Annotated in this window: 21 protein-coding genes; 7 read left to right on the top strand and 14 right to left on the bottom strand. The window is 60.9% G+C overall.

The genetic code is table 11. The annotated features are described in order from the left end of the window. Nucleotides 1–65 precede the first annotated feature (65 nt). The 8 genes from L904_RS10535 to L904_RS10570 all read right to left on the bottom strand — a co-directional run bounded on the left by L904_RS10535 (nt 66) and on the right by L904_RS10570 (nt 7527). Nucleotides 66–1001: a 2-hydroxyacid dehydrogenase gene (locus L904_RS10535; RefSeq protein ID WP_035264890.1), complete on the bottom strand. Its 936-nt coding sequence runs from the start codon at nt 999–1001 to the stop codon at nt 66–68. 9 nt (nt 1002–1010) lie between these two features. Then, nucleotides 1011–1766: an SDR family oxidoreductase gene (locus L904_RS10540; protein WP_035264892.1), complete on the bottom strand. Its 756-nt coding sequence runs from the start codon at nt 1764–1766 to the stop codon at nt 1011–1013. Continuing rightward, nucleotides 1763–2749 carry a D-erythronate dehydrogenase gene (denD, locus tag L904_RS10545; protein ID WP_035264895.1) on the bottom strand — a complete coding sequence of 329 codons (987 nt, stop codon included), beginning with the start codon at nt 2747–2749 and terminating at the stop codon, nt 1763–1765. The genes L904_RS10540 and denD overlap by 4 nt, the downstream gene beginning before the upstream one ends. A gap of 42 nt (nt 2750–2791) precedes the next feature. Next, nucleotides 2792–4303: a tripartite tricarboxylate transporter permease gene (locus L904_RS10550; protein WP_035264897.1), complete on the bottom strand. Its 1512-nt coding sequence runs from the start codon at nt 4301–4303 to the stop codon at nt 2792–2794. Continuing rightward, complete coding sequence (locus L904_RS10555) at nt 4300–4752, bottom strand: tripartite tricarboxylate transporter TctB family protein (protein ID WP_035264901.1); 453 nt, start codon at nt 4750–4752, stop codon at nt 4300–4302. The genes L904_RS10550 and L904_RS10555 overlap by 4 nt, the downstream gene beginning before the upstream one ends. A gap of 73 nt (nt 4753–4825) precedes the next feature. Further along, a complete protein-coding gene (locus L904_RS10560; protein WP_035264905.1) occupies nt 4826–5494 on the bottom strand; it encodes a 4-carboxy-4-hydroxy-2-oxoadipate aldolase/oxaloacetate decarboxylase in 669 nt (222 codons plus the stop codon). A gap of 97 nt (nt 5495–5591) precedes the next feature. Beyond that, complete coding sequence (locus tag L904_RS10565) at nt 5592–6545, bottom strand: tripartite tricarboxylate transporter substrate binding protein (RefSeq protein WP_035264907.1); 954 nt, start codon at nt 6543–6545, stop codon at nt 5592–5594. A 94-nt stretch (nt 6546–6639) separates the two neighbouring features. After that, nucleotides 6640–7527, bottom strand: a complete 888-nt coding sequence (locus tag L904_RS10570) for a LysR family transcriptional regulator (protein WP_035264909.1) — start codon at nt 7525–7527, stop codon at nt 6640–6642. A 198-nt stretch (nt 7528–7725) separates the two neighbouring features. Here L904_RS10570 and L904_RS10575 point away from each other — a divergent pair, with 198 nt between their 5' ends. Further along, complete coding sequence (locus L904_RS10575; protein WP_035264911.1) at nt 7726–8655, top strand: DMT family transporter; 930 nt, start codon at nt 7726–7728, stop codon at nt 8653–8655. On the opposite strand, the gene L904_RS28350 is transcribed toward L904_RS10575, so the two are convergent. Together L904_RS28350 and L904_RS28355 are read right to left on the bottom strand one after the other, a co-directional pair. Beyond that, nucleotides 8624–9208 (bottom strand): DMT family transporter, encoded by a 585-nt coding sequence (locus L904_RS28350; protein WP_245303279.1) that lies wholly within the window; start codon nt 9206–9208, stop codon nt 8624–8626. The genes L904_RS10575 and L904_RS28350 overlap by 32 nt on opposite strands. Then, nucleotides 9205–9549, bottom strand: a complete 345-nt coding sequence (locus L904_RS28355; RefSeq protein ID WP_245303280.1) for an EamA family transporter — start codon at nt 9547–9549, stop codon at nt 9205–9207. Before L904_RS28355 ends, L904_RS28350 begins: the two co-directional genes overlap by 4 nt. Before the next feature lie 194 nt (nt 9550–9743). On the opposite strand from L904_RS28355, the gene accB reads away from it, so the two are divergent. From accB to L904_RS10610, 6 genes are read left to right on the top strand one after another with little or no spacing between them, the layout of a single operon-like run. Then, nucleotides 9744–10208, top strand: a complete 465-nt coding sequence (accB, locus tag L904_RS10585) for an acetyl-CoA carboxylase biotin carboxyl carrier protein (protein ID WP_035264915.1) — start codon at nt 9744–9746, stop codon at nt 10206–10208. After that, entirely contained in the window at nt 10205–11596 is a 1392-nt protein-coding gene (accC, locus tag L904_RS10590; protein WP_051671943.1) for an acetyl-CoA carboxylase biotin carboxylase subunit, read from the top strand. Before accB ends, accC begins: the two co-directional genes overlap by 4 nt. Next, on the top strand, nt 11593–12033 hold the full coding sequence (locus tag L904_RS10595; RefSeq protein ID WP_035264916.1) for a biotin/lipoyl-containing protein: 441 nt from the start codon (nt 11593–11595) through the stop codon (nt 12031–12033). The genes accC and L904_RS10595 overlap by 4 nt, the downstream gene beginning before the upstream one ends. Further along, nucleotides 12030–12743 (top strand): 5-oxoprolinase subunit PxpB, encoded by a 714-nt coding sequence (gene pxpB / locus L904_RS10600; RefSeq protein ID WP_035264918.1) that lies wholly within the window; start codon nt 12030–12032, stop codon nt 12741–12743. Before L904_RS10595 ends, pxpB begins: the two co-directional genes overlap by 4 nt. After that, nucleotides 12740–13738: a biotin-dependent carboxyltransferase family protein gene (locus L904_RS10605; protein ID WP_035264920.1), complete on the top strand. Its 999-nt coding sequence runs from the start codon at nt 12740–12742 to the stop codon at nt 13736–13738. Before pxpB ends, L904_RS10605 begins: the two co-directional genes overlap by 4 nt. A gap of 25 nt (nt 13739–13763) precedes the next feature. Then, a complete protein-coding gene (locus L904_RS10610) occupies nt 13764–14531 on the top strand; it encodes a 5-oxoprolinase subunit PxpA (protein WP_035264922.1) in 768 nt (255 codons plus the stop codon). Between the two features lie 153 nt (nt 14532–14684). Here L904_RS10610 and L904_RS10615 read toward each other — a convergent pair whose 3' ends face one another. The 4 genes from L904_RS10615 to L904_RS10630 are packed head-to-tail and all read right to left on the bottom strand — an operon-like array spanning nt 14685 to nt 18632. Next, on the bottom strand, nt 14685–15788 hold the full coding sequence (locus L904_RS10615; protein ID WP_035264924.1) for an ABC transporter ATP-binding protein: 1104 nt from the start codon (nt 15786–15788) through the stop codon (nt 14685–14687). A 9-nt stretch (nt 15789–15797) separates the two neighbouring features. Next, a complete protein-coding gene (locus tag L904_RS10620; protein ID WP_035264926.1) occupies nt 15798–16874 on the bottom strand; it encodes an ABC transporter substrate-binding protein in 1077 nt (358 codons plus the stop codon). Nucleotides 16875–16899: 25 nt separating this feature from the next. Next, nucleotides 16900–17703, bottom strand: a complete 804-nt coding sequence (locus L904_RS10625; RefSeq protein ID WP_035264929.1) for an ABC transporter permease — start codon at nt 17701–17703, stop codon at nt 16900–16902. Further along, entirely contained in the window at nt 17700–18632 is a 933-nt protein-coding gene (locus tag L904_RS10630) for an ABC transporter permease (protein WP_035264931.1), read from the bottom strand. Before L904_RS10630 ends, L904_RS10625 begins: the two co-directional genes overlap by 4 nt. Nucleotides 18633–18972: the final 340 nt, after the last annotated feature.

Raw genomic sequence — 18972 nt, forward strand, 5'->3', positions numbered from 1 at the left:
ACTTTCAGCGATGCGGCAATCCGGCCGGCAGGGCATATGTTCCCCGTGCCGGCCACCGGCACATTCTAGACCACCGCCGTCGGCAGGTCCTGTCCCGCGAAATGCGCCTCCAGATTGGCGAGAACCAGAGCGCCCATCTGAAGCCGCGTCTCATGGGTCGCAGCGCCGATATGCGGGGCGAGAACGACATTGCGCATGGCGATCAGCGCTTCGGGAACATGCGGCTCGTTCTCGAAGACATCGAGCGCCGCACCCTTCAGCCCGCCTGCCATCAGAATATCGACCAGCGCCTTTTCATCCACCAGCGATCCTCTGGCGACGTTGACGAGCACGCCGTCCGGCCCCAGCGCCGCCAGCACCTCGCGGTTGATCGCGTGTCTGGTCTCCGGCGTCGCCGCCGCCGCGACGATCAGGACATCGCAGGCGCTTGCGAGCGACACTGCCGTTGAATGATAGCCATAGGCCACGTCCTGTTTCCGCCGGCTGAAATAGGAAATCTCCGCGTCGAAGGCTTCCAGCCGCGCCGCGATGGCGCGGCCTATGCGGCCAAGTCCGTAAATTCCGTAACGCCGCCGCGAGGCCTTGTTGCCAAGCGGCATCTCGGCTTTTTTCCATTCCCCCGAGCGGACATGGTGATCCGCGCTGACGAGCTGGCGCAGCAGCATGATGGAAAGGCCGATGGCGAGATCGGCGACGTCCTCGGTCAGCACGTCCGGTGTGTTCGTCACCCTGAAGCCGCGCGCGCGAGCCTGATCGAGATCGACCTTGTCGAAACCGACACCGTTGATGGCGACGATTTCGAGAGCGGGCAGGCAGGCGGCGAGATCAGGGGCGAGGCCGATATGACCGCCGGTGACGACAGCCTTTATCGAAGCCGCCTCCGCCTGCAGAAACGCCTGTTTGTCGGATATTTCGTGCCAGCGGTGGACCCGGAAGCGCTTTTGCAGCTCGGCTTCTATCTGTGGCTGAAGCGGGTAGGTTTGCAGAAGATCGGGCTTCATGCGCGCTCCTTAGCCGCGACCGACGAAAGGCATGCCGCTCGCTATAACTGTCATGGTCAGCACATTCGCCTCGAGCGGCAGCGAGGCCATATGCACCACGGCCCGGGCGACGATGCTGGCATCGATGGTCGGTTCGACGGCGGTGCTGCCATCCGCCTGCAACACGCCGGTCGCCATGGCGCGCGTCATTTCGGTGCTGGCATTGCCGATATCGATCTGCCCGCAGGCGATGTTGAATGCCCTGCCATCCAGCGCGGCCGACTTGGTAAGGCCGGTAATCGCGTGTTTGGTCGCGGTATAGGGCGCCGAACGCGGCCGCGGCGTGGTGGCCGAAATCGAGCCGTTATTGATGATGCGCCCGCCCTGCGGCGATTGCGCCTTCATCTGGCGAAACGCCGCCTGGGTGCAGAGAAAGGCGCCCGTGAGATTGGCCCCGACCACCGCGTTCCAGGTTTCGAATGGCACATCCTCGATATGGACAGCCGGTGCCGACATGCCGGCATTGTTGACCAGAAGGTCGAGACGGCCGAAACGTCCGGTGACCTCCGCAAACAGCCGTTCGACATCGGCCGGAACGGAAATATCGGCCGCGACGGCCAGAACACGGTCTCCATGTTCGCGCCATTCGCCGACGGCGGCGTCCAGAACGTCACGCCGCCGCCCGGTGATCGCAACGCTGTAACCATCTTCAAGAAGCGCCTCGGCAATCGCCTTGCCGACTCCTGTTCCTCCGCCCGTGACGAGCGCGATCTTTCCATCACTCATGCTGCTTTCCCTTCCAGCTCATCTTCCACATGCGCCTGAATGATTTCGGCAAACGACGTTTCCGCCCTGAAGCCGAGCGACAGGGCGAGCTGCGGATCGTAATCCTCGGCCCAGCCGTCGACGATACGGATGATCCGCTCGTCGGGAACGCGTTTGATAAGCGCCACAGCCTTTTCCCCGGCAAAGGCGCGCAGGGCCTCGATTTCATCGGCCACCGTGGCCGAAAGCCCCGGCATGATGAGATTGCGGCGAACGCCAAGCCCGGAGAGATCGACACTCGCGGCGCGCAGCAGGAAGGCGACGGCCGAACGCGGGCTGGCGAACCAGTGGCGCACGGTATCGGCAACGGGCAGCACCGCCTCCTGGCCCACCAGCGGTTCGCGCAGAATATTGGAGAAGAAGCCGGAGGCGGCCGCATTCGGCTTGCCGGGGCGGATGCAGATGGTGGGCAGGCGGATGCTGACGCCATCGAAGAAACCGCGACGGCTATAATCCGCAAGCAACAGTTCCACGATCGCCTTCTGCGTGCCGTAGCTGGTTAGCGGTGCGGGCAGGAACTCGTCGCCGATCACCTTGGGGAATGGCGATCCGAACACGGCGAGCGACGAGCAGAAGACCACACGCGGCCGATATCCGTCCTTCTGATGCTCCAGACGAATAGCCTCGAACGGTGAACGTCCGCCATCGAGATTGATGCGATAGCCTTTCTCGAAATCGGCCTCCGCCTCGCCCGAAACCACAGCGGCGAGGTTGAAGATCACATCCGGTCGCTTGGCGATCAGCTTTTCGGCGACGCCGACATTCGAAAGATCGCTGCGCTCGATGGTCAGCTTACCGCCGAAGCCTTTCGGCGCGGCCGGTTCGAAAACATCCGTCAGGGTCATTTCGGTAATCTTCACGCCGCCAAGCGTTCCGTCAGAAGCGAGGCGCTGCGTCAATTTGCGACCGATCATTCCGGCCGCGCCGATTATCAGAATATGCATGTTTCACCTTTGTTTGGCCGGCAACGCCGGCTCGATTGATCGTCATTCGTCATCACCCTGAAACACCACCTCGCGACGGCGCATGATCGCCGGCATCGCCATCATGATGACGACCATGCCGGACAAGGCGAGCAGGGTGGCGCTGATCGGATGGGTGACGAATGTCGAGAAACTTCCCTGCGAGATCAACAGCCCAAGGCGCATGTTCTGCTCCAGAAGCGGACCGAGAACGAAGCCCAACACCAGCGGCGCCGGCTCGCAGCCGATCTTGCGCAGGAAGAAGCCGACAATGCCGAAGACCGCGCAGAACAGAACATCCACGACACTGTAGGACAGGCCATAGGCCCCGATGGCGCAGAACATCAGAATGGCGGGGCACAAAAAGCGATAGGGAATGCCGAGAAGGCGGACCCAGATGCTGATGAGCGGCAGGTTCAGCACCAGCAGCAAAAGATTGCCCACCCACATGCTGGCGATAAGCCCCCAGAAGAGATCGGGTCGCGATTGCATGACTTCCGGTCCCGGTGTGATGCCCTGGATCATCATCGCGCCGACCATCAACGCCATCAGGCCGTTGGCGGGAATGCCAAGCGTCAGAAGCGGAATGAAGGAGGTCTGCGCGCCGGCATTGTTGGCGCTTTCCGGCCCCGCCAGCCCTTCGATTGCGCCCTTGCCGAAACGGGATGGATCCTTGGCGATCTTGCGTTCCAGCGCATAACTCGCGAACGAACTCATGATCGCACCGCCGCCGGGCAGAACGCCGAGGAAAGAACCGAGCGCCGTGCCGCGCAGCACGGCCGGAAAGGCCTGCTTGAAATCCTGCCGGGTCGGCATCAGCGATCCGGTCTTTGCCGCACCCGCATCGCGCTCCACGCCCTGCTGCAGGTTGAAGAGAATTTCGCTGACGCCGAGAAGCCCGATGGCGAGAACGACAAAATCGATGCCGTCAAACAATTCCGCCATGCCGAAGGTGAAACGCTGCTCGCCCGATGTCGGATCGATGCCGACGAGGCTGAGTGCAATGCCGAAGGCGACCATGCCGACCGCCTTGACCGGCGATCCGCTCGACAGGAACACGGCAAACAGCAGCCCGAAGATCACCAGACTGAAATAATCGGCCGGGCCGAAGGCAAGCGCAATGGCCGAAAGCGGCTTTGCGACAACGACGATCAGAACGGTCGCCACCGTGCCGGCGAAAAACGACCCGAGCGCCGCCGTTGCCAGCGCCACACCCGCCCTGCCCTGCCGGGCCATGGCATATCCATCGATGCAGGTGACGACGGATGAGGATTCGCCCGGCAGATTGACGAGGATCGCCGTGGTCGAGCCGCCATATTGCGCGCCATAAAAAATGCCCGCGAGCATGATCAGCGCCGCCGTATCCGGCATGGTGTAGGTAATGGGCAGAAGCAGTGCGACGGTAGCGGAAGGGCCGATGCCCGGCAGGATACCGATCATCGTGCCGAGCGTGACACCCAGCAGGCAATAGAAAAGATTGACGGGTGTGACGGCCACGCCAAAACCGAGAACGATATTGGAAAGAAGATCGGTCATGGCAGCAACGATATCCTCTGTCCGAGGCCCACAACGAAAATGAGAATGCAGGCGAGGATGAGCACGGCGGAAAGCAGCAGAACCTCAACCAGCCGGATCCTGCCATAAGCGATGCAGGCGAGCACGATGAGGACGAAGGCCGCCGCGATAAAGCCCAATGGCTCGATCAGCAGCGCAAAGCCGGCAATACCAGCCACCGCCAGAAACGGACGCATTTTCGGCGCCACCCAGGCTTCGGACGGTGCCTTTCCCAGCAAATCCTGCAAAAGCAGCGCGATACCCAGCGCGAACATCAAAGCCGCTATGACCGTTGGCATATAGCCGGGTCCGGGCTGGAAATTGGTGCCCATGCTCAGCGGCCGCGCGCCATAATAAAGCCCGGCGGCGGCCGCCAGAAAGAAGGCCCCCGACAGAATATTCGCCGTTAGTTTCGAGCCGTTTTCGGCCATGATTATCTCCCCTCCTCATCGAGGAATACGCCGTGCCTCCCGACACGGCGTATTCACATGTCGAAACACCGGCTCAATCGGCCCAGACACATCCCTTTGAGCGCATCATGTCGTAACGATCCTCGATATCCATCTTGCCCTGCCGGTGCAGCTCCATCATGTGGTTCTCGTGGTCGTCACGCTCCTGGCAGGCCTTGACGAGTTTAGGGATATCCTTCTCGCGAACGACGACGACGCCGTCATCATCGCCGCAGACGATATCGCCGGGGCTGATCAGTTCCCCTCCGACCACGACCGGATGGTTGATGGTGCCTAGCGTGTCCTTGGAGGTGCCCTTCATGCAAAGGCCGAGCGAGAACACCGGGAAACCGATCTCACGCAGCCCCTTGCCATCACGCACGGCGGCGCTGACCACGAAACCGACAATGCCCTTGCCGATGCAGGCGGCAGCCAGCACATCGCCGAAGCCGCCCTGATTGGGGTTGTCGCCGCCATCGATGACCAGCACATCGCCGGGCTTTGCCAGATTGATGGCCTCGAAGATCATCAGATTATCGCCGATATGGCATTTCGCGGTGATTGCCGGGCCGCAGATTTTCAGGCCGGGCTTGATCGGCTTGATGCGATAATCGAGAGCGCCGAGCTTGCCCTGTGCCTCGTGAATGGTGGCGGGGCTGAATTTGCCGATCGCCTCGATATCGGCTCTGGAAGGGCGCTGGAAATTGCGGATGACATGGGCCATGGGCCGGATTCCTTTCAACAGTGGGTCATGCCTGGGCCAAGCGCGGCCCAAGCGTCAATTTTCATTGGGGATGAGAGAAGCGGTCGGTACCGGCCACTTATTTTGTCCAGGGCTTGCTTTTCCAGAGCTCGGCCAGATTGGCGTTGCCCTTCTTGAGCGCCTCGGCAAATTCGGCCTGTGTCAGCGGCAGCATCGTCAACTCACGCTTTTTGGCATCGGCAAGATAATCCGGGTCCTTCAGCGCCTTCTGGAAGGCATCGACCAGCCTGGCCTCCACATCCGCCGGCAAACCCTTCGGCGCGCCGAAGCCCGCCAGCAGGCTGAACTGAACATTGTAGCCGGCTTCCTTGAAAGTCGGCACATCAGGCGAAAGCGGCGAACGCTCGGCACCGGAGGTCGCCAGCACACGCAGCGCGCCGGAACGATTGTCGGCAAAGACCTCGTTGAGATTCATGAAACCGAGCGTCACATGGTTGCCGAGCATGGCAAGCCGTGCCGGCCCGCCACCATTGAAGGGCACGAAATTGAGCTTCACGCCCGCCGCTTCTTCAAACAGCAGCGCGGTGATCTGGCTCGGATGACCGATGCCCGTCACGCCAACGACGACCGGGTTACCCTTGGCCGCCTCCACGAATTCCTTGGCGGTCTTGATCGGCGACACCTTGTTGACCGTCAGCGCCAGATCGCCGCCGATCTGGTTTGCGAGCGGCGTGAAGGCGTCCTCCTTGTAGCTAGCATTGCCCTGCACGATCGGCGAATACATGGACGGGAAATTCAGCGCTCCGATGGTGTAACCGTCAGGCTTCGCATTGGCGATATAGGTCGCGCCGATCAACCCACCGGCGCCTTCGCGGTTTTCCACCACAACGGATGTGCCGAGATATTTTTCAAGATAGGGCACCAGCGCCCGCGACTGGATATCGGTGCCGCCGCCGGCCGGATAACCGATGACGAGCGTTACCGGCCGCTCCGGATATTCCGCCGCCGCCCCTCCCGCAGCCAGCATTCCCGCCACCGCCAGCATGCCAAACAGAGATGTCTTCAAACGCATATCTTTTCCTCCCCGATACGCTTTCACCGGGGAGGCTAGGAAGAAGCCATCAACAATACAAATACCGAGTTTTCAATTTACCCATACAGATCGTTTATGGGTTAAATGCCGGCTCGCGTCTTGCGACAGCCCGCAAAAGGTCGCGGAACAGCCTGAACGTTCGCTCATCCACCTCCCTGCCCTTCAGCAGATGGATGGAGCGATAAATGACGGGCTCGGTAATATGGGCGGCCTGAAGCTGACCGGCTTCCTGCTCCTGCTGCACCGAATTCCATGACAGGATCGTCGCACCGATGCCGGCGCTGACGGCGCGCTTGATCGTATCCTGCCCGTCGATCTCCATGGTCACGTTCAGTGTTATTCCGGCACGGACAGCGGCCTCGTCGATCGATATGCGTAGCGGATTGTCCTTCGGTGGCAGGATCAGGTTGAGCCCTGCCGCAGCCTCAAGCGGCATCGACCGGCCGATAGGCCTTGAAGAAACGGCAAACAGGCTCTCCTTGACGATAAGATCGTCGGCCTTGTCCTCCGCACCGACCAGCGCAACGGCCATATCCACCTTGCCAAGACGAATGAGCCGCAGGGATTCGTCATTGCGCGCCTCTATCAGCCGCAACGAAACCTTGGACATCGAAGCGGCAACCTCGCTGATGATGCTCGGCGCAAAGGCGGTCGCCCAGGAGGGAATGAGGCTCAGCCGGATCACCCGCTCATCCAGATAGGCCATGGCCCGGATTTCCGCCTCCGCCTGCCGCACCTTCTCGGTAATCTCCCGCGCGTGGGAGAGCAGGACTTCACCCTTTTCCGTCGCCTTCACGCCGCGCGCCAGCCGGTGCAGCACGGGAAAACCCACCAGCCGCTCCAGTTCCGTAATGTGATGGCTGAGCGCCGGCTGGGCGATCCCCAATTGCCGCGCCGCCGCCGACATGGAGCCGCAATCGGCAATCGCGACCAGATATCGCAGCCTGCGCAAATCCAACATGCCCGCTTAAACCTCCCGCCGGTTCGAGATGCGATCATGACACCAAATCACCGCGGGGGCCTAGGGGAAAAGCGCCGTCCGGTGGTCCTGCCGGTCTTCAGGGGAGTGATGGGGTAAGACAAGATTCTTATGACAGCCGGCTAAGGCTTTTCTCAATGTCTTCCCCATGACACGGTCCTGGCTGCGATGGGGAGCGGGATGAATCCTAAGACCGGAATTTTGCTCAAGCTGACGGCCATGCTGGCATTCACAGTCATGTCCGCCTGCGTGAAGGGCCTGAACGGGGCGATCCCCGTCGGCGAAGTCGTCTTCTGCCGGGGATTTTTTGCCCTCATTCCCCTCTGTCTCTGGTTCATCGCCTCCTCGGAGCGGATAACCGTGCCGGCCACAAAGAACATCGGCAGCCTGCTCGCGGGCAGCTCGGCGGGGCTTGGCGGCATGTTCTTCGGCTTTCTGGCGCTCGCCTATCTGCCGCTGGTGAATGTGACGGTGCTGAGCTACACGACACCGCTTTTCACCATCATGCTGGCAGCGCTGCTGCTTGGCGAAAAAGTGCGGATATATCGCTGGTCCGCCGTGCTGACCGGTTTCATCGGCGTTTTCATCACGCTCTCGCCGAAACTGGTCTTCGATGCCGCCTCAGGCCCCGCCCAAATCGACAGCGTCGCGATGATCGGAACCGCACTGGCGCTGACCGGTGCGCTGTGCGCGGCCTTTTCCTCCATCGCCGTCCGCCATCTGAACAGCATCGAAAAGCCGTCGCGCATCGTGCTCATCTATACGCTGACGGGTGTGGTGGCCGGTCTCGCCACGCTCGGATTTGGATGGAAGATGCCGGATTTTCACCAGTTCCTGCTGCTCGCCGGCGGGGGCCTTGCCGGCGGCATCGGCCAGATCGCCATGACGCTCAGCCTGCGCCACGCCCAGGCCTCGCTGCTCGCGCCGTTCGATTACACCACGATGATCTGGGCAATCGCCCTCGGTTATCTCTTCATGGCCGAAGTGCCGACGGGTGCGACCATTATTGGCGCCTTGACGGTCATCGCCGCCGGGCTTTTCGCCATGTGGCGCGAAAACCGGCTAGCGAAACAGGCTGTCAGGGAGCCGACAGCGTCAGCTGTTCGGTGACACGCTTTTTGTGCAGCCGCCTTTCCCGCCACAGCGTGAACAAACCGGCGGCAACCACGATAGAAGCCCCCAAAATGGTCGTCAGGGCCGGAACCTGATCCATGAAGGCATAACCGATCAACAGCGCCCAGATCATCGTGGTGTAATCGAACGGCGCCAGCAGCGAGGCCTCGGCATAACGCAGGCTGAGCGTCACCAATATCTGCGCGATACCGCCAATAAGACCGGTGCCGATCAGCAGGGTCCATTGCCACGCGGTCGGCATTTTCCAACCCATGCCGATGCTGGCAAAGCCGATGAGTGTTGTAAGCAGGGTGAAATAGAAGATGATTGCGCCGGTATTTTCCGTCTGCGTCAAATGCCGGATCTGGATCATCGATATGGCGGAGAAAAAAGCAGCCGCCAGACCGAACAGGCCGCCGAGCATGGCGACGCCGGAGCCGGAAGCGACATCCGAAACATCGAAGGAAAAATGCGGCGACAGGATCAGCACGATGCCGCAGAGCCCGACGACCACCGCCGTCCAGCGGTAAATCCTGACGACTTCCTTCAAAAGCAACACCGCCAGATGACAGTGAAGAGCGGTGTCGCGTAACTGATGGCCGTCGCGTCGGCCAGCGGAATATAGGCGAGCGCCAGATAGCTGAAGACCATGCCGCCGGTGCCAGAAAAACTCCGCACCAGATGGCCGCCAATATGGCTGGTTGCCACCTGTCTTCGGAAACCGCCCTGCGCCGCCATCCACAGACAAAGCGGCAGCATGGCCACCGCCGATCTGAAAAAGACCACCTGCCCGATGGGTATTTCGCCCCTGAGGCTGCTGATGCAGGCACCCATCAGTACCAGAGCGAGCGCTGCGGAGATTTTGAGGAGAATGCCTTTGCGGGAATCCATGGTTCGTTCCTTCGGACGTCTTTGAACCGTTTCATCACGCGGCGGCGGGATATCAAACCGCAAAGCAGTGTCCATAGGAACTTCGTCTGACCCCATCAATCCCGCCCCCATGGTAGCTATTGCTGATGGACAGGGTGCGGATTCCGCTCCGCCCGCCTGCCGCCGTGGGGACAAAAAAGACGTTGGAAACCAATATGGATCTGGAAAAGATCAAGAAACTGATCGAGTTCGTCGGCTCTTCGCGAGTGTCCGAATTGACCGTGAGCCAGGAGGGAACCACGGTCCGGATCATCCGCGAAAACAATGCCGTTTCACCGCAGGCGTCATCGTCGCAGCCCCGGCCCGTTGCGGTAGCGGAAACGGCATCCGAGACACCCCGCGCCGAAGAAAAGGCGCCGGCATCCGCCGCAGCCGCACCGGCGTCATCCGGCATCGTCGCGGCACCCTCATTCGGCCTTTTCCATCGCGCCCCGAGCCCGGGCGCGGCGCCTTTCGCCGAAGCCGGCGACGAGGTGAAGGAAGGGCAGGAACTCTTCATCATCGAGGCGATGAAAGTGTTCAACACCGTGAGGGCCGAACGAAGCGGCAGGATCGCCAGATTTGTCGCCAATGACGGCGAAGACGTCGAACTTGGACAGCCGGTGCTGGAGTTCGAATGATGGATGCGACACTCCCAAAGGTGGCTGAGTCAAGAACATTCGACAGCGTGCTGATCGCCAATCGCGGCGAGATCGCATTGCGGGTTCAGCGCGCCTGCCATGAACTCGGCCTGAAGACCGTCATGATCTATTCGGAAGCCGATAAGGATGCCGACTATCTGAAAGCGGCCGATACCGCCATCTGCATCGGCCCGGCCTCTCCCGGCCAGAGCTATCTCAACGCGCCGGCCATACTGCTTGCGATGGAGCTGACCGGCGCTGGCGCGGTTCACCCCGGTTATGGTTTTCTGTCCGAAAGAGCGTCTTTTTCAGAAGCCGTGGAGGCGGCGGGGGCGGTCTTCATCGGCCCACGCGCCGACGCCATCCGCACCATGGGCGACAAGATCGCGGCGAAGCGGGCGATGATGGAGGCCGGCGTGCCCTGCGTTCCCGGACCCGATTCCGCCCTGCCGGATGACATGGTCGAAGTCTCGAAAATCGCCGCCGAAATCGGCTATCCCGTCATCGTCAAGGCGGCCGGCGGCGGCGGCGGGCGCGGCATGCGTGTCGTGCACGAGGCCTCTGCTCTTCAGGATGCCGTTCTCGTCACGCGTGAAGAAGCGAGCCGAGCCTTCGGAACGCCGGAACTCTATATCGAGAAATTCCTCGAACATCCGCGCCATGTGGAAATTCAGGTTCTCTGCGATGGTCAGGGCGGCGGGGTCTGGGTGGGGCTGCGCGATTGTTCCATGCAGCGCCGCCACCAGAAGGTCATCGAAGAAGGTCCGGCCATCGGCATCCCGTCCGATGTCGCGGCTTTCGTCGGCAATCGCTGCGTCGAAGCCTGCCGCCAGATCGGTTATCGCGGGGTCGGCACCTTCGAGTTTCTTTACGAGAATGGTGAATTTTATTTCATCGAGATGAATACCCGCCTGCAGGTCGAACATCCGGTCACGGAAATGACCTCGGGCGTGGATCTGGTGCGCCAGCAGCTTCTCGTCGCTCTCGGCCATCCGCTCGAGATTTCGCAGGAGGATATCGTCTGCGAAGGTCATTCGATCGAATGCCGCATCAATGCCGAAGACCCTTACAACTTCATCCCCTGCCCCGGCCTGATCACGGCGCTTCACCTACCGGGCGGCCCCGGCGTTCGCGTCGATACCCATGTGACGGCGGGTTATCGGGTTTCGGCCCATTACGATTCGCTGATCGCCAAGCTCATCGTCCATGCGCCGACCCGCGAACAGGCGATCCTGCGCATGCGGCGCGCACTTGGCGAAATGCGCATCGAAGGCGTTTCCACCAACCTGCCGCTGCATCGGGAAATATTGCAGGACCCGGCCTTTTCCGAAGGCGGCACGGATATTCATTACCTCGAGCATTGGCTTGCAGCGCGGAGTGCAAAGTGAAGCGACAGCCTGTTTCCATATCCCGCTACAGCGAGCCCGGCACGATTGCCGATCTTGCCGCTCACCTCGAGCGCAACAATGTCTCCGCCATTGAAATAGAGACGCCGGATGGATCATTGAAGATCGTCGCCATGGCAGGCGGTCAGGCACCTGCCGCACAGCGGCCCATTGAAGCGGCCAAAGCGCCGGTAAAGGCGGGGGATATTCTTGCGCGTGCACCGATGGCCGGCATCTTCACACCCGCGCATCCGCAGCGCCCCGACCGGGCGGTTCAGACAGGACAATCCGTAGCGAAAGGCGAGATCGTCGCATTCGTCGCGGCCGGACCCGTGCTTGTTCCGGTCATTGCCAAAAAAGCCGGCACCGTCAGCGAAATCGTGACGGAAGCCAGCGCGCTTGTCGGCTATGGCTCCACCCTTTTCAAGACCGAAACATGATGGTGACGTCGATGAGCAACCTCCCGCTGAAAACGCCCCACCTCACCCCCGCCCATCTGGGCCTGCCGAAAATCTCGATGATCGGCAACAAGACGTTTCTGATCGAAGCACCCGGCGAGCTGGACCTGCCCGCCCAGCGGCGCATCTGGGCGCTGACGCGCGCATTGAAGGACCGCCCCGAGGTGCTGGAACTCATACCCGGCATGACCAACCTCCTGATCGTGCTGCGCAGCACGCCTGAAGATGCCGGGCGTTTGCAAGATGAGCTTCTCGACATCTGGCAAAGGACGGCGGAACTCGATCTTCTGGGCAAGACCATCGAAGTGCCGACCACCTATGGCGGTGAACACGCCATCGACCTTGCGGCAATCTGCGATTATTCCGGCCTGCCGGACAAGGAAGTCGTGCGCCTGCATTTCGAGCGGACCTATACGGTTTTCGCCGTCGGCAGCGCGCCGGGCTTCGGTTATCTCGGCGGTCTCGATCCGCGCATTTTCATGCCCCGCAAGAAAGTCCCTTCACTGCGCATGCTGAAGGGCATGGTGACGATTGGCGGCATGCAATCCGGCATCTCGGTTCTGACCGGACCGAATGGCTGGAACTCGCTGGGTTTCACCGAAATCACCATGTTCGACGCCACCGCCGAACAGCCGGCGGTGCTGGCGCCCGGCGACCGTGTTCGTTTCCTTCCCGAAAGGATCGAACTATGATCCATATTCTTGCCTGCGGACCGCTGAACACCGTCCAGGATCTCGGCCGCGCGGGTTACCGCAATATCGGCATCACCGCCACGGGCGCGATGGACCCCATCGCGCTCAGGGTCGGCAATGTTCTCGTCGGCAATGGCGAAGAGGCCGCCGCGATTGAAATCCAGACCTTTCCGTTCCGCATCGAATTCGAAGAGGCGCTGACCTTCGCCGTAACCGGTGCGGATTGCGCCGCCCGGCTCAATGGTGCCGATCTGCCGCCCTACTGGTGCGTTAGAGCCGAGAAGGGGCAAACCCTTGAGCTTTCGACGCCCATGAAAAATGCGCGCGCCTATCTCTGCCTTCAGGGCGGCATAGACGTCCCCGTGGTCATGGGATCACGAAGCACCTCGCTTCGCGGCTCCTTCGGCGGCCATGAGGGACGCCACCTCACCACGGGCGACAGGCTGTCCGTTCTGCCATCCGCACCACTGGCGCTGCCGGCAAGCGGCCTCGGTGTCATGCCGCTTGCCGAGGCGATGCCGGACATGTTTCCGGTATCCGACAGTGGCGAATTGCTGCTGAGAGCCATTCCCGCCGCCGAACACGATCTTTTTGGCGAAGGTGCGGAACGTTTCTGGTCCGAAGCCTGGAAAATCACCTCGCAGAGCGACCGCACCGGCTACCGGCTTGCCGGCACGCCACTTATGCTTTCGGCTCCCGTCGAGTTGCGCTCCTATGGCGTCATTCCGGGTGTGGTTCAGGTGCCGCCGGGCGGTGAGCCAATCATCCAGATGAGTGACGCCAACACGGCCGGCGGTTATCCCAAGATGGCGGGTATTATCGACAGCGATCTTTGGCGGCTCGGACAGGCGCGCATCGGCAGTCGCATCCGCTTCGTGCAGGCAACAGTGCGCGAGGCGCTGGAAGTCGAACAGGCGATCGACGCCTATTTCGCCGATATCCGCAAAACCCTGCCGCTGGTCACCGCCGCACTCGGCACGCTCGCAAGACGATAATCCTGAAGAACACGGAGAGGGAACCATGAAGATCGATGTTAATTCCGATATGGGCGAAGGTTTCGGCGTCTATAAGGTCTGCGACGACGAGAAGCTTATGGAAGTCGTCTCTTCGGCGAATATCGCCTGTGGCTTCCATGCCGGCGATCCGGAAATGATGGCGCGCATGGTGCGTCTCGCCAAACAGAACGGCGTCGGCGTCGGCGCCCATCCCGGCCTTGCCGACCGTCTCGGCTTCGGCCGCCGCGAAATTCCCGTCGATGCGGAAGAAATGGAACAACAGGTTCTCTACCAGCTCGGCGCGCTCTCGGCGATTGCGAAAGCGCAGGATGTCGCGCTCTCCCATATCAGCTTCCATGCCGCCATGGGCAACATGATCAACCGCGATGCGGCGCTTGCGGAGCGGATCATGAAAAAGATCAAAGCGGTCGACCCCAATCTCATCGTCTTTTCGATGCCGGACATGCTGATCGAAAAGGCGGCTCTGGATTGCGGGCTGAAAGTGCTCAACCTCTTTCTCGCCGACCGGGCTTATGATGTGAAGGGCCAGCTCGTGCCACGCACGCTGCCAAATTCCGTCATCAAGGAAGAGGGAAAAGTCCGCGCGCGGGTGCGCCAGTTTCTGGAAAAAGGCACGGTCACGACCATTGAGGGCGAGACCATCCCCGTTCGCGCCAGATCGATCCTCGTCCACAGCGATACGCCCGGCTCGCTGGAGCTTGCGCGCACGGTACGCAGCGAAGTGGAAGCCTGTGGCGGCACCGTCGTGCCGGCTCGCGAAGTCGTCGGCTGAAGCGGCATACGTCTCATATTCTGAAGCACAAAAAATTACGGCACCGCATTCCAGGTCAGGAGCGCGGTGCCATAATTTTGTCGGCTATGGAATACGACACGGATTTCGATCCGTCGCCAGCCGGGCCGCCCGAGCGACCCGGCCGCGAAATCATCAATTCAGCTGGATCACGTGATTGCTGTCGCTCGTCCAGCTCAGTCTCACCCGGTCGCCAGCGGCGCTGACGGCATTGGTGAAACCTTCCGTCTGGGTCTGCCGGTAGGCGATCATCGGCTCGCCATTGTCCAGACGCAGGTAATAATGCAGCATGAAGCCGCGATAGACGACCTGCTCCACCCGCGCCGTGGTGGAATTGCTGGCGTTTTCACCTGCGTCCACCGCAAGCGGTGAGACCGAGATCGCTTCGGGGCGAACGGTTACGACGACCTTGTCGCCCTGAACCGCCCCCATATCCTCGACATCGAGCCGCACGCCCGAACCGGTGACCAGCCTTGCGGAGCGACCACTGCGCTCCGCCACGCTCGCCTCGAAGAAGTTCGAGGCGCCGATGAAACCGGCGACGAAGCGGGTCAGCGGCTTCTGGTAGATTTCGCCGGCCGGGGCGATCTGCTCGAGATTGCCATCCCGCATCACGGCAATCTGGTCAGCCATGGTCAGTGCCTCGTCCTGATCGTGGGTCACCATGATCGTGGTGAGGCCAAGCCGCTGCTGCAGGCTGCGGATCTCGACCTGCATGCTTTCCCTCAGCCCCTTGTCGAGTGCCCCGAGCGGCTCGTCGAGGAGCAGCATCGAAGGCTCGATCACCAGCGCGCGCGCCAGCGCCACACGCTGCTGCTGGCCGCCGGAAAGCTGCACCGGCAGCCTGTCGCCGAAGGCGTGCAGCTGAACGAGATCGAGCGCCTGTTTAACGCGCCCTTCCCGGTCAGCCTTCGAGATGCCCCGCATCTCCAGACCGAAGGCGACATTTTCGGCAACGGTCATGTGGGGAAACAGGGCGTAGTTCTGGAAAAGCATGCCAACATTGCGGCGGTGAACCGGGGTGCGCGTGGTCGGCTTGCCGCCGACCACGATTTCACCCGAGGTAGGATCGACAAGCCCCGCAATCATGCGCAGGCAGGTCGTTTTCCCGCAGCCGCTCGGGCCGAGAAGCGCCAGGATTTCCCCTGCCTTGACGGTAAGCGAAACATCATCGACGGCGACGACCTGACCGCTGTAATGCTTGGTCAGTCTTTCCAGGCGGACTTCTACGGATTTCATCAGCGTTCCTCAGCCGTTAAAGGTCTGGTTGTATTTTTCGAGCCATTGGGCGCGGCGCGGAATGATGTATTTCCAGTCCGGCGTGAAGAGGTTGAGCGATTCCATCTTCGCTTCCGGATAAGCGAGGAACTTCGCCGTATCTGCGCCGAACTCGATGCCCTTGACGGAAGGGGCGCTCAGCGTCGCTTCCGAAAGCATCTTCTGCACGCCCGGATCGAGAATGCGGTTGATATAGGCAAGCGCGAGATCGCGGTGCGGCCCGCCCTTTACCAGCGCGATGGAATTGATGCCGGTGAATGCGCCTTCCTTCGGGAAGGTCATGTCCAGCGGCACGCCCTTCTTGGTGTGCGGATAAACCGCCTTCGAATATTCGATGCCGCCGAAATCCGCCTGGCCCTGCGCCACCATCATCGTCTGCGCTTCCGCGTCATAGATCGAGAGCACGTTCGGCTTCAGATCGGCCAGTTTGGCCCAGCCGGCATCCGTATCATATTGTGCTTCTTTCAGCGGCTTGCCGGTTGCAAGGGCGGCCGCCACCATCAGCATCAGAACGCTCTGGGTGTTCTTCGGTGTGTTGAGCAGCATGCGGCGGGCATATTTCTTGTCGAACATCTGTTCGTAGCTTTCGAACGGCTTGCCCGTCGTCGGATTATAGAACAGGCCGGCAATCGAAATCGCAAAACCGACGCCGAAATTGTCTTCGAAAAGATAACGCGAATAGACGTTCTTGAGGTTGGGGATTTCGTCTGCCGGCAATTGCTCGATCAGGCCTTCCTCCTTGGCCTGCGGCACGCCGACATCGTCCATCGACATCACGCTATATTGCGGATTTTCGCGGGTGGCGCGCAGCGTGGCGATATTGGCGAGCGTCGCGCCTTCGGTCGTCAGCACCCGGCACTTATATTCCTTTTCGAAAGCCGGGATCACTTCCTTCTTGATCAGCCCGCCCTGCGCCGAATTATAGACGCCGACATACATGGTGCGGTCCTGTGCGGAAGCCGCGGTGTAGAAATAGGGTGTGGCGAGCGCGCCTGCGGTGACTGTCAGGAAACTGCGCCGTTTCATGATGATGGTCTTGTCTGTCATTTCCGGTACCCCTCTTGTTGTTGATTTACATAGCCATTGCCCGGCGCAGACCCACCAGCCTGTCGAGGACGAGCACGACGGTCACCGCCAGAAGGATGATGATGGTGGACATGGTCGCGACCGAAGGATCGAAGACCGTGCCGATCTGGCGATAGAGAACGATGGGCACCGGCAGGTTCGCGGAATCCGCCAGCCACATCGAAACGGGATAATTGTCGAAAGAAACCATGAAGCAGAAGATCGAGCCGGAGGCGACGCCGGGCGCGATCTGCGGAAAGATCACCCGCGTGAAAGTCTTCCAGCGTGTAGCACCAAGCGTGCGCGCCGCCTCCTCGAGGCTGACATTGACGAGCTGAAGGCTGGTCAGCACCGTGCGGATCACATAGGGCGACGTCACGACGGTGTGGGCGATCAGAAGCTTCAGCTTGGTATCCATCCAGCCATAGCCGGAGAAAAGCTGCAGCAATGCCAGGCCGGTCACCAGCACGGGAAAGATCAGCGGCGAAAGCAGCAGCCCCTTCATCAACGAGCGGCCGATGAATTTTCCACGGGAGAGTGCGAAGGCTGCCGGAACGCCGAGCGCCAGTGAAAGAATGGTGGTCGCCACCGCCAGTGCTGCACTGAAGGTGAGGCCGGCGGTAAATTCCTCGTTCTGCATTACCGCCGCATACCAGCGGAACGTGAAACCCTGCGGCGGGAAGGTGACGAAATAACTGTCGGAAAACGAGATGGCGACGACGAGGATGATAGGAGCCAGGATGAAGACCATCATGGCGGCGGTGATCGCATAAAGGACGATCGCGGGAGTGCCGGTCAGCTTGTTGTTCATGACGCGCTTGCCTTGATACGACGCCCGCCGAGCAACCTCATCGAAACGGCGTTGATCAGAATGACGATGAAGACGAGGATGGTGGCAATCGTGGCGCCGAACGGCCAGTCATAGACCGCGAGAACCTGCTGTTCGACCATGTTGCCGAGCATCTGCGAGCCGGGACCGCCGATCAGGGCAGGAATGACGTAGGATGCGGAAGCGAGCGAGAACACCAGCGTGAAACCCGCTAACAGACCGGGAAGGCTGAGCGGGAAGGTGATCCTCAGGAACACTTTCCATGCCGGCGCGCCCAAAGTCCTGGCGGCCTGCTGCAGATTCGGATCGATCTTTCCGAGAGCCGAGGACAGCGGCAGCACCATCATCGGGAAGAAAATGTGCAGGGAGCCGATAACCACGGCGGCATCCGAAAACAGCAGCGTCATGGGACTGTCTATGATGCCCAGATTCATCAGAACGTAGTTCAAAAGGCCGGTCGGACCGTTGCCGAGAATGAGCTGCCACCCATAGGCGCGCACCACGACGCTGACGGCAAGCGGCGCGATCACGATCAACGTGATGATACGGGTCGTGACGATATTGCCGCGCACGAGAACGGTCGCAACCGGATAGGCCAGTATCGCCGCAAGAACCGAGGTGATCAGGCTGATGCGGATCGTCGCCCAGAGGACCTTCTGGTAAAGATCCACCTCGAAAAACCTGACATAATGGGCAAGCGTGAAGGGGGAACCGATCAGCCCCTGCGAATTCTGGGTCATGACGCTGAAGCTCATCAGCCGAACCGCCGGCCAGAAGAAAAAGATCAGCAGAAAGATCAGCAGCGGCAGGATGAGGATGCCGGGCGAAAACAGCCGACGCTCGAGGGCCTTCCAGCCGGAAACTCCACGGCGTGGCGGGGCATGTGGTTCCATGATCGCAATATCCGACATCTATACTCCCGTCGCGTTGAATACGGCACGAGGCATCGCTTTGAGCCGAACGAGATCGTCCAGGCCCTATGACTAGAATTTGCTGGGTGTGCTCCCTGTCGAGGCATCCGGTCTTTTGCCGGCGCCTGTCGCATATTTCTGCATTTTCGCGCCGGTTACCTCTTTGGGTAACATTGCCCGACGCGTCGTTCCCTTGTTGTTGCGCCAAGCTTAGGGGCTAAGCCGACGGGCTGCATAATATTTTATTCCTCTGAGGTCATCGCATACGCATATGGACTGCCCACCGCATTTTGGCGGCGATGCATCAAAATCCCGTATGACCTCACATCGAAGTCGTATT

Source organism: Agrobacterium sp. LY4 (assembly GCF_001526585.1).
In the GTDB taxonomy this organism is placed as follows: domain Bacteria; phylum Pseudomonadota; class Alphaproteobacteria; order Rhizobiales; family Rhizobiaceae; genus Agrobacterium; species Agrobacterium leguminum.

Coding starts and splice junctions, on each gene's coding strand:
- L904_RS10535 (WP_035264890.1), bottom strand. CDS start 1,001: ATGAAGCCCGATCTTCTGCAAACCTACCCGCTTCAGCCACAGATAGAA.
- L904_RS10540 (WP_035264892.1), bottom strand. CDS start 1,766: ATGAGTGATGGAAAGATCGCGCTCGTCACGGGCGGAGGAACAGGAGTC.
- denD (WP_035264895.1), bottom strand. CDS start 2,749: ATGCATATTCTGATAATCGGCGCGGCCGGAATGATCGGTCGCAAATTG.
- L904_RS10550 (WP_035264897.1), bottom strand. CDS start 4,303: ATGACCGATCTTCTTTCCAATATCGTTCTCGGTTTTGGCGTGGCCGTC.
- L904_RS10555 (WP_035264901.1), bottom strand. CDS start 4,752: ATGGCCGAAAACGGCTCGAAACTAACGGCGAATATTCTGTCGGGGGCC.
- L904_RS10560 (WP_035264905.1), bottom strand. CDS start 5,494: ATGGCCCATGTCATCCGCAATTTCCAGCGCCCTTCCAGAGCCGATATC.
- L904_RS10565 (WP_035264907.1), bottom strand. CDS start 6,545: ATGCGTTTGAAGACATCTCTGTTTGGCATGCTGGCGGTGGCGGGAATG.
- L904_RS10570 (WP_035264909.1), bottom strand. CDS start 7,527: ATGTTGGATTTGCGCAGGCTGCGATATCTGGTCGCGATTGCCGATTGC.
- L904_RS10575 (WP_035264911.1), top strand. CDS start 7,726: ATGAATCCTAAGACCGGAATTTTGCTCAAGCTGACGGCCATGCTGGCA.
- L904_RS28355 (WP_245303280.1), bottom strand. CDS start 9,549: ATGGATTCCCGCAAAGGCATTCTCCTCAAAATCTCCGCAGCGCTCGCT.
- accB (WP_035264915.1), top strand. CDS start 9,744: ATGGATCTGGAAAAGATCAAGAAACTGATCGAGTTCGTCGGCTCTTCG.
- accC (WP_051671943.1), top strand. CDS start 10,205: ATGATGGATGCGACACTCCCAAAGGTGGCTGAGTCAAGAACATTCGAC.
- pxpB (WP_035264918.1), top strand. CDS start 12,030: ATGATGGTGACGTCGATGAGCAACCTCCCGCTGAAAACGCCCCACCTC.
- L904_RS10605 (WP_035264920.1), top strand. CDS start 12,740: ATGATCCATATTCTTGCCTGCGGACCGCTGAACACCGTCCAGGATCTC.
- L904_RS10610 (WP_035264922.1), top strand. CDS start 13,764: ATGAAGATCGATGTTAATTCCGATATGGGCGAAGGTTTCGGCGTCTAT.
- L904_RS10615 (WP_035264924.1), bottom strand. CDS start 15,788: ATGAAATCCGTAGAAGTCCGCCTGGAAAGACTGACCAAGCATTACAGC.
- L904_RS10620 (WP_035264926.1), bottom strand. CDS start 16,874: ATGACAGACAAGACCATCATCATGAAACGGCGCAGTTTCCTGACAGTC.
- L904_RS10625 (WP_035264929.1), bottom strand. CDS start 17,703: ATGAACAACAAGCTGACCGGCACTCCCGCGATCGTCCTTTATGCGATC.
- L904_RS10630 (WP_035264931.1), bottom strand. CDS start 18,632: ATGTCGGATATTGCGATCATGGAACCACATGCCCCGCCACGCCGTGGA.